General features: G+C 34.3%; 13 protein-coding genes, 1 tRNA gene and 1 pseudogene. 6 read left to right on the top strand and 9 right to left on the bottom strand.

Annotated features, from left to right (window positions below):
* The 4 genes from lysS to ACYQ3P_RS10420 are packed head-to-tail and all read left to right on the top strand — an operon-like array spanning nt 1 to nt 3,632.
* Nucleotides 1–1,485: a lysine--tRNA ligase gene (lysS, locus tag ACYQ3P_RS10435; protein ID WP_460177817.1), complete on the top strand. Its 1,485-nt coding sequence runs from the start codon at nt 1–3 to the stop codon at nt 1,483–1,485.
* Nucleotides 1,482–2,687, top strand: a complete 1,206-nt coding sequence (locus ACYQ3P_RS10430) for a lipoprotein-releasing ABC transporter permease subunit (RefSeq protein ID WP_460177816.1) — start codon at nt 1,482–1,484, stop codon at nt 2,685–2,687. Before lysS ends, ACYQ3P_RS10430 begins: the two co-directional genes overlap by 4 nt.
* Nucleotides 2,687–2,941: a hypothetical protein gene (locus tag ACYQ3P_RS10425; RefSeq protein WP_460177815.1), complete on the top strand. Its 255-nt coding sequence runs from the start codon at nt 2,687–2,689 to the stop codon at nt 2,939–2,941. The genes ACYQ3P_RS10430 and ACYQ3P_RS10425 overlap by 1 nt, the downstream gene beginning before the upstream one ends.
* Nucleotides 2,907–3,632 (top strand): ABC transporter ATP-binding protein, encoded by a 726-nt coding sequence (locus ACYQ3P_RS10420; RefSeq protein WP_460177814.1) that lies wholly within the window; start codon nt 2,907–2,909, stop codon nt 3,630–3,632. Before ACYQ3P_RS10425 ends, ACYQ3P_RS10420 begins: the two co-directional genes overlap by 35 nt.
* Here the strand turns inward: ACYQ3P_RS10420 and ACYQ3P_RS10415 are convergent.
* From ACYQ3P_RS10415 to rpsU, 7 genes are all read right to left on the bottom strand, one after another.
* Entirely contained in the window at nt 3,597–4,010 is a 414-nt protein-coding gene (locus ACYQ3P_RS10415) for a ribonuclease HI family protein (RefSeq protein WP_460177813.1), read from the bottom strand. The two genes, ACYQ3P_RS10420 and ACYQ3P_RS10415, sit on opposite strands and share 36 nt — an antisense overlap.
* Entirely contained in the window at nt 4,007–4,741 is a 735-nt protein-coding gene (locus ACYQ3P_RS10410; RefSeq protein WP_460177812.1) for a zinc ribbon domain-containing protein, read from the bottom strand. Before ACYQ3P_RS10410 ends, ACYQ3P_RS10415 begins: the two co-directional genes overlap by 4 nt.
* Before the next feature lie 28 nt (nt 4,742–4,769).
* A tRNA-Ile gene (locus ACYQ3P_RS10405) sits at nt 4,770–4,842 on the bottom strand.
* A 49-nt stretch (nt 4,843–4,891) separates the two neighbouring features.
* Nucleotides 4,892–6,175 carry a sigma-70 family RNA polymerase sigma factor gene (locus tag ACYQ3P_RS10400; protein WP_460177811.1) on the bottom strand — a complete coding sequence of 428 codons (1,284 nt, stop codon included), beginning with the start codon at nt 6,173–6,175 and terminating at the stop codon, nt 4,892–4,894.
* The gene (gene dnaG, locus ACYQ3P_RS10395; RefSeq protein WP_460177810.1) at nt 6,162–7,847 is read right to left on the bottom strand and encodes a DNA primase; all 1,686 of its coding nucleotides are present in this window, start codon (nt 7,845–7,847) and stop codon (nt 6,162–6,164) included. Before dnaG ends, ACYQ3P_RS10400 begins: the two co-directional genes overlap by 14 nt.
* 8 nt (nt 7,848–7,855) lie before the next feature.
* Complete coding sequence (locus ACYQ3P_RS10390; protein ID WP_460177809.1) at nt 7,856–8,812, bottom strand: NGG1p interacting factor NIF3; 957 nt, start codon at nt 8,810–8,812, stop codon at nt 7,856–7,858.
* Nucleotides 8,813–8,899: 87 nt separating this feature from the next.
* Nucleotides 8,900–9,097, bottom strand: a complete 198-nt coding sequence (rpsU, locus tag ACYQ3P_RS10385) for a 30S ribosomal protein S21 (RefSeq protein WP_460177808.1) — start codon at nt 9,095–9,097, stop codon at nt 8,900–8,902.
* A 643-nt stretch (nt 9,098–9,740) separates the two neighbouring features.
* Between rpsU and ACYQ3P_RS10380 the strand changes: the two are divergent.
* A pseudogene (locus ACYQ3P_RS10380) lies at nt 9,741–10,846 on the top strand (IS4 family transposase).
* 159 nt (nt 10,847–11,005) lie between these two features.
* A complete protein-coding gene (locus ACYQ3P_RS10375) occupies nt 11,006–11,878 on the top strand; it encodes a hypothetical protein (RefSeq protein ID WP_460177807.1) in 873 nt (290 codons plus the stop codon).
* Nucleotides 11,879–11,883: 5 nt separating this feature from the next.
* Here ACYQ3P_RS10375 and dapF read toward each other — a convergent pair whose 3' ends face one another.
* Together dapF and lysA are read right to left on the bottom strand one after the other, a co-directional pair.
* Entirely contained in the window at nt 11,884–12,705 is an 822-nt protein-coding gene (dapF, locus tag ACYQ3P_RS10370; protein ID WP_460178080.1) for a diaminopimelate epimerase, read from the bottom strand.
* Nucleotides 12,706–12,710: 5 nt separating this feature from the next.
* A complete protein-coding gene (gene lysA / locus ACYQ3P_RS10365; RefSeq protein ID WP_460177806.1) occupies nt 12,711–13,970 on the bottom strand; it encodes a diaminopimelate decarboxylase in 1,260 nt (419 codons plus the stop codon).
* Between the last annotated feature and the right edge of the window lie 67 nt (nt 13,971–14,037).

The raw sequence follows: 14,037 nt of genomic DNA, 5'->3' as shown, positions 1-14,037 counted from the left end.
ATGCAGGAAACACCGCTTGGAGAACTGATTCAACAAAGAATTAAAAAATTACAGACCTTAAGAAGCATTGGAATTGAACCTTATGATGGCAAATTTCAACCAAAAAATTTTACTGAAGAAATCATTAAAGATTACGGTCATATTGATAAAGAACAACTTGAAAATCAGAGCATAAATGTCTCTGTTGCAGGAAGAATAATACTTTTAAGAGATTTTGGTAAAGCTGCCTTTGCACATATTCAGGATTCAAAGGGAAAAATTCAGATATATCTTAGAAAAGATATCTTGGGAGAGAAGTTCCAGTTCGTAAAACAACTTGATATAGGCGACATTATAGGAGTTGAAGGAAGGCTTTTTAGAACGAAAACAAATGAGCTGACAATTGAAGTTCATAATTTTGAATTTTTAAGCAAGTCTTTAAGACCTTTGCCTGAGAAATGGCATGGATTGAAAGATATTGAAGCAAGATACAGGCAAAGATATGTTGACCTGATTGTAAATCCCTCAGTCAAAGATACATTTGTAAAGCGCCAGCAGATTATCAAATACCTAAGAAAGTTTCTTGAGAATGAAGGATTTCTTGAAGTAGAAACTCCGATGATGCATACAATAGCAGGAGGAGCAAGGGCTAAACCTTTTAAAACATATCATGAAGCCCTTGACATGGAGCTATACCTCAGAATTGCTCCAGAGCTTTATTTAAAAAGACTCCTCGTTGGAGGTTTTGAAAGGGTATTTGAAATTGGAAAAAATTTCAGAAATGAGGGAATATCCACCAAGCACAATCCTGAGTTTACAATGGTAGAATTTTATGTGGCTTACAAAGACTACAATTGGCTCATGGATTTCACAGAAAAACTCTTATCTTATATAACAGAAAAAGTATGCGGAACTCTTCAAGTGCAATATGGAGAGCATGTTATAGACTTCACACCGCCATTTAAAAGAATTTCAATGTATGATGCATTGAAAGAAAAGGGAGTGCCAGAAGAAATACTAAAGGATGAAAATTTAGCTAAAAAATGGGCAAAGGAAAAGAAAATAGAAATACCAAATGAAGCAAGTCTTTCAAAGGTGCTTGATGAAATATTTAAAGAACTCGTTGAACCTGAACTGATCCAGCCCACATTTATCATTGATTATCCAGTTGAGTTGTCTCCCCTTGCCAAAAGAAAAAGAGACAATCCAGAATTAGTTGAAAGATTTGAACTTTTTGTCGCAGGAAGGGAACTTGCAAATGCTTTCTCCGAATTAAATGACCCAATTGACCAAAAAGAAAGATTTCTTCGTCAACTTGAAGAAAGACTTAAGGGAGATGAAGAAGCGCCTGAAATGGATGAAGATTTTATAAGAGCCCTTGAAATAGGAATGCCTCCTGCTGCAGGAGAGGGCATTGGAATAGACAGACTGGTAATGATTTTGACAAATAATCAATCAATAAGGGATGTAATTCTGTTTCCGCTTTTAAGACCAGAACAAAAATGAAGTTACCTCTTTTTATAGCTTTAAGATACTTAAAAAGCAGAAAAAGAGGAACATTTTTTGGTACTTTTATCTCCATTGCTGGAGTATCTCTCGGAGTAACCGCATTAATAGTTGTTATCTCTGTAATCAGTGGTTTCCACGAAGACTTACAAAAAAAGATTCTCGGAGCTCAAGCCCATGCGGTTGTGCTTAGTTATTCAGGAAGTATAGAAAATTATCAAACTCTGACTGATTATTTATCTAACAAAAAAGAGATAATCTCTGCTTCACCCTTTGTAATGGGACAGGTTCTTGTATCTTCTGGAAAAAGAGCTCATGGTGTGTATTTGAGAGGAATTATTCCAGAATACGATAAAAAGACCACAGAAATTTTTAATCACATTAAATACAAATACGACAACTATACTGACCTACCGTGGATTATAATTGGAAAGGAACTTGCTAATCTCTTGGGTGTTCTTCCGGGAGATACAATTACAGTAATTTCTCCAATGGGAACAATCGGACCTCTTGGCGTAATTCCAAAGGTCAAGAAATTTATTGTCACAGGAATCTTTGAGATGGGAATGTTTGAGTACGATGCAAATCTATCAATTACTGATTTAAAAACAGCTCAGGAATTCTTTGAATATGGGAACAAAGCAACAGGTATCCAGCTCAAGCTCAAGGATGTTTATCAAGCTAACATTGTAAGTCAAGCTTTAACAAAGGAGCTTGGTGGAGCATTTTATGTTAAAGACTGGATGCAGATGAACAGAAATCTTTTTTCAGCTTTAAAACTTGAAAAATTTGCCATGTTCGTCATACTTACATTAATTGTGCTTGTTGCATCATTTAACATAGTAAGTATGCTAATGGTGAATGTTACTGAAAAACAGAGAGATATTGCTATACTAAAATCAATGGGAGCAACTGATAGGTTAATAAAATCTATTTTTATGGTTGAGGGTTTTTTAATAGGAGTTATTGGAACAATCATCGGTGTATTTTTGGGGCTTGCATTATGCGAAATCATTAAAACCTATGACATAGTGAAATTGCCTGCAGATGTCTATTATCTTAGCAAATTGCCTGTTAAGGTGAAATTGAAGGATGTATTGTTAATATCAGCATCTGCATTAATAATAAGTCTTATCTCAACAGTTTATCCTGCCCATAGGGCTGCAAAATTAAATCCTGTAGAAATTTTGAGGTATGAGTGATGTTTAAATTTATAAGAAACATAGGTTGCTTGAGTATTATCATTTTAGTTGTCTTTTTATTCATTGCTGTGCTTTTTGGAGGTGAAAAAATTCGTGATATAGGCGATAAAACCACTGGAATTATCAAAAAAGCCATGCATTATGCTGCTGACAAGGCGGACGATATTCACAAAGGCGTGCTGAAGAAAATTGACGAATTTGGAAAACCATTCAAAAAAGATGTTGAAAAAGATACTGATAACAAAAAACATTAAAAAAACTTACTCATCAAAGGCTGGAAAAATTGAAGTTTTAAAAGGAATTGACTTTACTGCCACAGAAGGAGACATCATTGCTGTTACAGGAGCTTCAGGTGTTGGTAAAAGCACATTTCTTCACATTATTGGAACTTTGGAGAAACCTTCTTCAGGAGAAATTGTATATAATTTCAATAATGAGGATATTCAGCCTTTAAAACTGTCTGATGAATCCCTATCCTATTTCCGCAATAAATTTATTGGCTTTATCTTTCAGTTTCATTATCTTTTACCTGAGTTTAGTGTAATTGAAAATGTAATAATGCCTGGCTTAATTTCAAAAGTAGATAGGGGGATAAAAAAATCTGAATTTAAAGATAGGGCATATGAACTTTTAAAAAAACTTGGAATTCATGAAAGAGCACATAATCGCCCCGGTGAGCTTTCTGGGGGCGAACAACAGAGAGTAGCTGTGGCAAGGGCATTATTTAATTCACCCAAAATTGTTCTTGCGGATGAGCCAACAGGCAATCTTGACTCCCGCTCAGCAATGGAACTTTTTGATTTATTTAGAAAAATAAATGATGAAAACAGAACCACCTTTATAATCGTTACCCACAACGAAGCCATTGCTAAAATGTCAACAAAAAGATTTAGAATGCTGGATGGGATATTATTTGACGAAGACAATACTACTTTTACCGAATGAGGCTTCTTTGGCAAGTTTATCCGCTACAGTATTTTCCTCCCTGTATACATGCACTATCTGATATTTTTTAAATTGATTTAAGAGCTCTAAAACTCGCATGTACAAAGGAATAAGTTTCTGATTTTTTACTTTATAAACTCCCTTTAACTGAAGCACAAGTAGTTCACTGTCTGAAAAAATTTCTATCTCAGTAATACCTGCCTTTAAAGATTCTTCAAGTCCCCTAATGAGAGCTGTGTATTCGGCAACATTATTTGTTGTTTTTCCAATATACTCTGAGATTTTTATTTCATTTCCGTTATAGAGAATTAAACAGCCAATTCCTGCATCACCTGGATTTCCCCTTGATGCGCCATCACAGAATAGTTTTGCTGTCATTCAGTTGAGACCTTTTCTTCCTCTGATTGTTCCTTGCGATAAAAAAGAATTCTTCCACATTGAGGACAATAATGAATAGATTGGTTAAGTTTAATTTCTACATAAAGTTGCAGAGGGATATGTAAAAAACATCCCTGACATACTGAATTTTTAACTTCAGCAACTGCCAAGCCTTTATGTTTCTTCATTAATTCTTTGTATTCATTGTAATATTCCTTTGGCAAATCTTTTATAAGATTTGTTCTGCTTTCAAGTAGAGCATCAATTTTCTGATTAATTAATTTAGTTGTCTCATCAATCTCTTTTTTCTGCAATTCAATCTCTTTTTTTCTTTCATCAAATTCTTTTTCCACGTCTTTTATAATTTTCTTTATTTCATCAAACTCATAGAGAATAAGCAGCAGATTTTCCTCTTCTTTCTTTAAATTTTCTTCAACTGTTTCTATCTCGCTGAGCAATGCCTGATATTCTTTGTTAGTTTTTACTTGGGAGGTTTTTTCTTTGAGTTTTTTTATTTTTTCGTGAAAATCTTCTATCTCTCTTTCTTTGTCTTTCTTTTTCTTCTCTAAACTGGTCAGTTTCTTCTTTTCATTTTCAAACTGCTTGTTTAAATCTTCTATCAGTTTGTCAAATTTTTTAATTTCCGCAGGTAAAGCTTCAAGTTGATGTTTTAAATGAATGATTTGAGAATCAATTTCTTGTAGGCTGATAAGGGTATTTAAAACCTCCATCCTCTTTTAAATATCTCCTTTTTAGGAATGGGCCCACCAGGATTCGAACCTGGGACCAACCGGTTATGAGCCGGTAGCTCTGGCCGCTGAGCTATGGGCCCTTATTTAACAAGCTTCTTTGAATACTATAACTTTAGAAAGGCTTATTAGTCAAGACTCTCTGATAAAATCCCTCAACCACTTGAGTTTAGACAGTCTCCTAAGTTTTTTTATTGCTCTTAATTCTATCTGTCTTATCCTTTCCCTTGAAACGGAAAAAATTCTGCTTACCTCATCAAGACTTCTTGGTTTATCTCCATCTAATCCATATCTTTTTATTAAAATCTCTCTTTCCTTAGGCAATAAGAATTCAAACATTTTATTAATACAACATTTCATGTCTTCATGAACTGTTTCTTCGTAGGGATTAGGAGAATTTGGATCTTCTATGAATTCTTTAAGTAATGAATCATCTTCTCCAAAAGGCGTTTCTAACGATACTGGGTCTTTGCATATCGTAATAATCTCTTCAATTTTTTCAACTGAAATATGAAGTTGCTGAGCAATATTACTTAAATCCGCATTCCCTTCTGAATTAACATTTTCCCTATAAATTCTATTAATTTTGTTAACATTCTCTATTACATGAATTGGGATTCTAATTGTTTTGGAATGGTCAGCAACAGCCCTCGTTATTGACTGTCTTATCCACCATGTAGCATATGTGCTAAACTTAAATCCCTTTTTATATTCAAATTTATCAACAGCTTTCATCAAACCTATATTTCCCTCTTGAATTAAATCTTCAAGATTGAGTCCCTTTCCCAAATACCTTTTAGCAATGCTTACAACAAGTTTTAAATTAGCCTCTATTAATCTGTTCTTCGCCTCTGTATATTCATTGCATATTTGCTTAATCAATTTAAAAATTTTAATAAATTCGTTATTTGGCATCCCTGTTATTGATTGCAAATCAGCACCATTCTGTATTTGCTCGCTAAATAGACATAGCTCCTCAACAAACATTGATAAAAGTTCATCTTTTAATGGGATGTCAAAAACTTTCTTTAAAACTTCCTTTGGAGTTTTCTTTCTTCGCATAATCTTCTTAATGATTTCTGAGACTATAATGAATTTTTCCTTTATGTCTTCAAGCTCTATCTGGTCATCTTCTATCAATTCAATCGCTTTTTCGGGATTTTTGGAAAAAATTTCGCTTAGCTCATATATCTTTCTTTGAACGAATGGAATTTGAAGAAGTTTTATTATGAGCTCTGTCTTTTTTTGATCAATGGTTTTGCTGAGAAGCTCTTCTTCTTCTCTTGAGAGAACTGAGAACTTAGCAATGCTTTTGAAATAAGCACTCAGCGTATCAGTTCCAATGTAATCGTCATCTTTTGTTAATTCATCATCATTTTCGTTTGTAAAATCAAAAAAATCATCACTCTCTTTCATTGTTTTTTTCCAGTAAAATTTTCTTTTTTCTGATTAGTTCATAGAGTGATTTTTCATCACCTAATTTTGCAGCTTCCTTTATTTTTTTATCAACTGTCTTTATTGAAAGCCTTTTAATACAATCAGTTATATGTTTTTCAAGACTGTTTTCTTCAATCTCAGATATCATAATTAATTTTGATATAAAGCCCTTTTCTTTTTGGTCAAGAAGATTTAAAAATTTTTCCAAAGAATACTGTCCATCTTCATAGAGTTTTTTTATTGTAAGTATGAGATTTTTTACAAGATTGTTTTCAAAATCCTCAATACTTATAAACTGTAAAATGTAATTTATCTTTTCTGGATGAGCTAACATAAGCCTTAGTAAAAACTCTTCTTCATTAAGAAGAATTTCCTTTGAAAAGCTGCTCATTTCTTTATTTTGTTTTGCTTCAGTCCTGACTTTTTTTAGTTCGTCTCTGAGAGACATCTCGCTTATATCTGTCTTTTCAGAAAGTTCTTTTAAAAGCTGATCTGTGTATATGGAATCTTTTAAGTAGCCAAGAATACTGAGAAAGTCGTGAATTCTTTCTGTCAGATTCTTTTTTTTCCTCTTTTCTATAAAAAGTTCAACTGGGGAGAATGCGCGAGCAATATAATTTCTTAATGAATTTGCACCTTCCCTTTGCAGAATACTTGCAGGGTCTTCATTTTCTCTCAACAAAGCTATTTTAACAATGAAACCTAACTGAAACGCAGGAACTAAGCTTCTCTCAGCTGCGGTGATTCCAGCCTCATCGCTATCAAATAGAAAAAGAAGTTTATTGGTAATCCTCTTAATTTTTCTTAACTGCTCAAGAGTAACTGCAGTGCCCAGCGGTGCAACAGCATTTTTAAAGCCGTACTGATGGCATAGAATAACATCCATATAACCTTCCACTATTGTAGCATAGCCTTTTTCTTTGATAAATTTTTTTGCCTGCCAAAATCCGAAAAGATTTTCTCCTTTTTTAAATATCGTCGTATCAGGGGAATTTATATACTTGGGAAGCTCTGATTTTTGCTCTATGAGTCTTCCACCAAAACCTATAATCCTTCCTGTTGAATCATGAATTGGAATAATAATTCTGTCTCTGAAAAAATCGTAATTATTTGAAACTAATGCTGAGCGTCTAATCAAATTATCATCAAAATTTAGCGTTTTTAAATAATTATACAATGCATCCTTTTCATCTGGTGCATATCCAATTGCAAATAACTCAATTGAGCTTTCATTGATACCTCTTGATAAAACATAATTTTTTGCCCTTTGGGATTTTTTTAGCTGGTCAGAATAAAATAATGCAGCAATTTTGTATATTTCATAAAACTTTTCCTTTGACACAGGTGACAGAGTTTTTTGTGAGGGAGAAAAATGTATTCCTGCTCTCTTTGCAAGTATTGAAAGGGCTTCATGAAAATCAACATTTTCGTATTCCATAAGAAAAGTTAAAACATCACCGCCTTTGCCACATCCAAAACAATGCCATATTTTCTTTGAAGGACTTACAAAAAAAGAGGGAGTTTTTTCGGAATGGAAAGGACAAAGGGCTCTATAATTTTGCCCAGTCTTTTTTAAATCAATAAACTCTCCTATAAAATCAATAATATCAACCTTTTCTTTAATCTCTTCAACAATTTTTTGATAATCCATTTAAGACATTATTGTCTGACAAAGCGCTTAAAACCTGAACATTCCAATATTTTTATGTCTTCGCCCTCAATAACTTTGTCAAGAAGCAGATTTAAGCCTAAATTATCACTTGCAATATGTCCTGCAATAACCACATTTAAGTGATTTTTCTCTGCTTCCTTTCGGTGGTCTTCACTTAAATGCATGCAAACAATTGTATTAATTCCGCTTAATGCTATGCTTTGGAAAATATCCTTTGAACCTTCGGTTCCACCAGTCATATCCACAAAAATTTTGCCAGCCTTTCTGTCCTTGCTACCGATAAGAATCTTAGGACCAGCATTGTTTTTCTCTGCCTCTTGATATTCTGGAATTTCTAACAAAAGTTCTATTACATCATCCAATGTATAAGGTTTCTTTTCATCAAAAAGTCTTTGTAGATATGTAGCAACCATATTATCAGCAGGAGTATGAAGATTAGCAAAAGGAATGTTGAGTAATCTTGCTGCATCCACTGCTCTTGTATGATTAACTGGCATAAGTCTTCTTTCAACTTCTTTTATCCTTTGCTCCATAAGGCTTTCTGCAATATTTATTGGAACACCAAATCTACCAAGAATATCAGCCTGCATGTGCATCACTGCATAAAGTTTTGCATAAGCTCTACCTTCAGGATGATGAGCTAATATGAGGTCAACCTGAGTGCCATTTTTTCTTAATGAATCAGCAAGAACAACTTCTCCAACTTCCATATCAACACCTGCAAGAATGGTTTTTATCTCTTCATCACCAGAGCCAAAAAGAATTCTTGAATCACTATAGGGATTTTCAAGGCATTCCAAATCAAAAAATTTCTTTTTTTTCTCAGAAAGAGCCTCGTAATCTTTTTTTCTCTTTTCTAACTCCTTTATAACTTCTTCTTTGCCTCTTGGATCATTTTCTATTCCAATTTGTATAGCTTTCTTGAAAAAATCTTTAAGTTTCATCTAAACCTCCGACTAATTGAGATTAAAATATAAAAAATGGAGACTCTGGAATGTCCAGAATCTCCATAAAATATTTTTTAAGACAAACTACTTAGCCATTTGTTTAAGTTTTTTAGCGAGCTTCTTTTTGGCAGCAAGGACTTTCTTTTTTCTCTTTACGCTTGGCTTTTCATAATGCTCTCTCTTTTTAATTTCTGAGAGAATCCCTTCCCTTTCAACCTGCTTCTTGAACATCTTCAATGCTGCCTCAAAGGAATCCATGTTTTTCACATTCACAGAGGGCATCCGGCTCCTCCCCTCCTCTCTTTTATGATTTTAATAAATACTTTACCAACAATAAATTATTTAAGTCAATAAAATTTCTCCGACATCTGCAAAATAAGTATTTCGTTAGATATAAGTTAGTATAGCAAAACACGAGGTAAAACAACAGTCTCAAATCATTCGTAATAAGATGTAAGCCATATTTATATTTGACAGCTCCTTTAAAAATAAAGAAGCATCATCCTTTGCCATGTTCTTTCTTGTATTCCTCGGGACTTCGTCCCTCGCAATGGCGAGAAAGGTGGTAATAGCGAGCCTGCCATTTATTTTTCCCCGTCATTGCGAGCCTGCTGTCAGGCAGGCGTGGCAATCTCATAAAAGAGAGATTTTCTTCCTTCTCGCTTTGCCCGGAATCGCAATGAAACGTGAGAATTGCAATAAATTAGGTTAAATGAAAATATCAAATTTCTTGAACAGTGTTAGAAAAATAGTTTAAATTAGATAAAAAATCACTCTTGTCCAAAATAAATTTTTTAAAAAGCTCCGATCTGGGTAAAATAGATAAACATTTAGCTTAAAAATTAAAGACCCAGATCGGAGGTGTATATGAATAAGTATAGCAGTATTTTCAGTCAAATTCTATCCTTTTTTCCAAGATTAGAATTTGAGAAGTCAGTCAAAGCAGACAGAAGCTGAGCATAGAGCAAAAGGGTTTCCGAGTTGGGGGCAATTTGTAGCTATGTTATTTTGTCAACTTGGGCAGGCGCATTCTCTAAGAGAGATATGTAATGGACTTGCCAGTTGCGTTGGCAAGTTAAGGCATCTTGGTATAAAAGAAGCTCCAAAGAGCTCTACCCTTGCCTATGCAAATGAACACAGACCGTGGGAACTTTTTCAAGCAGTATTTTATATGCTTCTTCAGAGATGTCAGTCTAAATTTACTGGCAAGAGGAAATTCAGATTTAAGAACAAGCTAATGAGCTTTGATGCATCTGTAATAGAGTTGTGTGCAACAGTATTTGACTGGGCAAAATTCAGAAAGACTAAAGGTGCGGTAAAGTTGCATTTACTACTTGACCACTCAGGATATTTACCTGAATATGCGCATATAACAGAAGGTAAAGTGCACGAAGTAAACATATTAAGGAGACTTCAATTTTGTTCTGGTGCCATAGTAGTAATAGACAGAGGGTGTGTTGACTATGCTTTATTTGGTAGATGGACAGAGGAGGGGGTATATTTTGTAACAAGGTTAAGGACAACGCCTCTTATAAAGTGATAAAGAGCCTACCAGTGCCAAAGAACAGAAACATAATTCGGGATGAGATAATCAAGCTTAAGGGTTTTTATGCAGAGCAAGACTGTCCATATGAGCTACGGAGGATAGAGGTCATGGATAAGGAAACAAAAGATACAGTTGTGCTACTCACGAACCAACTGAACTTTGGTGCAACGACCATATCAGAGATATACAAAGACAGATGGCAGGGCAGATTTTTTAAGACATTGAAACAAAATCTAAGAGTAAAAACCTTTGTAGGGACATCAGCGAATGCACTTAAGATACAGATATGGACGGCATTAATAGCGATACTGATACTGAAGTATCTGAAGGAGTTATCAACATTTGGATGGTCATTAAGTAATCTAGTTGCATTGTTGAGACTAAACCTATTTACATATAGGAATTTATGGGAATGGATAAATAAACCGACAGAGACACCGCAAATTGAGCCTCAAATAGAACAGTTAAAATTTAGACTTGTTTAATTGGACAGCAAATAAAAAGAAAGGGGGGTAACCTGATTTTGAAAAAGCAAATTTTCTTGTCCAAAAGTCTTATTTTATGCGGATGTTTTTTATGAGTTTAGATTATTTTGGACAGCAATGATAAAAAATATTAGCCCAAAATTAAATTTGAGGTTAAAAATGCAACGGATAACAATTTTTATATTTCTGTTTTTTATTTTTACTGCAAATCTCCATGCCTATGAAAAACCTCGTATCTTTGTTATTCCATTTGAAGTCGGTATTTCAAGAGTTCCTAATGACACTGCAAAGGAAATTACAGATTTGTTTGTCTCAGCCCTAATAAAATCAAAATCAGTTGAAGTGATTGATGCACAGAAGATTGAGAATTTCTCAAAAGATTTAGACTTTGAGCAAATATTGAAAATTGCTAAATCTGCTAAGTCTAACAAAATTTTTATGGGTAAAATCAATCAAGTGGAGCTAAGAAAAAATGATTTGCTATTTTTTGACCTTTACAGAGCTATTTTTGGTTTAAACATAAAAGTTATAGATGTTGAATCAGCTCTTATTGAGCAGGAATACAGCATTGAAGAACAGGATTATTACACCAATTTGAGCTTGCCTAAGGAAATATGGGGATACAGTGAAAAGGGGCAGCTAAGTTTTGATGGTTCAATTTTTAAGGATTTAGCAAAAAAAGCATTGAAAGACTATTGGATGAGCTTGATATTAAGCTTATTGCATATATTGTTCACATTGAAGGAAATTGGGCTTATGTTGATAAAAAAAACTGACTGTGTAAAAATTGGGCAAAGAATGGATGTAGTAAGAGATGCAAAACAAATAAAGCATCCAATAACTCAAAAAACAATTTACCTTCCAGCTGATTCCATAGCTACTTTGGAAATAAGAGAAATTGGACATGAGGTAAGCAAAGCATATATTATTGAGCAAGACAAAAAAATAAAAGTTGGCGACAAAGTAATGTATCGTTGTGAAAGAGAAAAAGTTGAAGACACTAATGTAATATTTTTTAAATCCTCAGATTAAAAAATTTACTTCAACTTAATTGTGCCTTCAAATACTTCCTCAGCAGGTCCTGTCATGTAAACATGTCCATCCTCTGCCCATTCAATTATTAGGTCTCCTCCAAGAAGATGAACTGTAACTTTTTTTTCAGTTAAGCCTTTTACCATTGCAGCAACCGCAGTTGCACAAGCTCCTGTTCCGCAGGCAAGGGTCTCTCCAGCTCCCCTTTCCCAAACTCTCATAATTATTTCATCTGGATTTTTTACATAGACAAACTCAACATTTGTGCGTTTTGGAAATATTGGATGGTGCTCAATAAGAGGACCATATTTTGCAACTGCAAAGTTTTTCGGGTCCTCGTCAAGGAAAATCACTGCATGGGGATTACCCATGCTAACACAGTTTATCTTTGTATGCCACCCTGCAATTTCAAATAAAAGGTCAAAAGCCTTTTGTCCCTTTGCATCCACAGGTATTTTTTCTGGATTGAATTCTGGAGTGCCCATGTCAACCTGAACAAGTTCTCCAACCTTTTTAGGTCTTATTATTCCTGCAAGTGTTTCAACTTCAAGAACTTCTTTATCTGAAAGTCCTCTGTCCCATATATACTTTGCAAAACATCTTATTCCATTTCCACACATTTCAACTTCTGAGCCATCGGCATTGAAAATTCTCATTTTGAAGTCTGCTTTTTGGGATGGATACAAAAGCAAAAGCTGGTCTGCACCAATTCCAAAACGACGGTCACAGTATTTTAGAGCAAACTTTTCAGGTTCAGGAAGCTCTTGTTTGAGGCAATCAATCATAATAAAATCATTTCCAAGTCCATGCATTTTTACGAAATCAATCTTTTTCATGAAAGCAACTCCTCCGGAATGATTTCATTTCTTATTAAGTCTTTGTATGTCTCTCTTTTTCTTATCAAAGCATACTGGTCGCCTTTTACAAGGACCTCTGCTGCACGGGGTCTGCTATTGTAGTTGGAGGACATGGTAAAACCGTACGCTCCTGCACTCATAACAGCAAGATACTCTCCTTGCGAGACTTTTTCAAGCTCTCTGTCTTTTGCAAGAAAATCTCCAGATTCACAAATCGGACCTACAACATCAGCAATCATTCTATCCCTTTGTTTTTGTGTGATTGGTATAATCTCGTGATAGGAGCCATAGAGCGTTGGTCTTATGAGGTCATTCATTCCTGCATCAACTATGATGAAATTCTTTGCATCTGTTTGCTTTGTATATAGAACCTTTGTAAGAAGAATGCCAGCATTTCCAACAATAGAGCGTCCTGGTTCAATTATTAGTTTGCCTTTTTTGTTTTTGACTAATGGAATTAAAGCACTGGCTAAATCCTTTGGATGAGGTGGATCTTCATCTTTGTAAGTAATTCCAAGCCCACCTCCAATGTCAATATATTCAATATCTAAGTCATGCTTTGAGAGATTGTCATAGAGGGATAAAATTTTCTTTAAAGCCTCAACATAAGCAGATGTTTCAGTTATTTGGGAGCCTATGTGTTTGTGAATGCCTATGACTTTTATGTTTTTCAATGACTTTGCCAACTTGTAATATTCAAGGGCTTTTTCTATGGGAATTCCAAACTTGCTTGTTTTTAAGCCTGTTGCAATGTATTTATGAGTTTTTGGGTCAATATCAGGATTTACTCTTAAAGCAACACGGGCTACTTTTTTAAGCTCTTTTGCCTTTTCGTTTATTTTGTGAAGCTCTGCTTCAGATTCAACATTGAACATCAGAATATTGCTTTTCAAGGCATACTCTATCTCCTCATCGGTCTTTCCAACACCTGCAAAAATGATTTTATATGGTTTTATTCCTGCCTTCAGTGCCCTGAAGAGTTCACCTCCTGAAACAATATCTGCTCCGATACCAAGCTCTGCAAAAAGAGTAAGTATTGCAAGATTAGAATTTGCCTTAACCGCATAGCAGATAATGTGGGGAACTTCACAAAATGCTTCCTCGTAGGCTCTGATATGCCTGATAAGAGTTCCATAGCTATAAACATAAAGAGGAGTTCCAAATTCTTTAATTAACTCATTCACAGGAACATCTTCTGCATAGAGTTCTCCATTTTTGTAAGTAAAGAAGTGCACGAGTTCCTCCTTTTTGAATTTTTTTAAATATAAATATTATACTAAAAATCGTTTTATTAACATGAAT

Source organism: Thermodesulfovibrio hydrogeniphilus, from assembly GCF_054657355.1.
The sequence above is the reverse complement of the archived record's forward strand: the minus strand, read 5'-3'. Positions and strand labels throughout refer to the sequence as shown.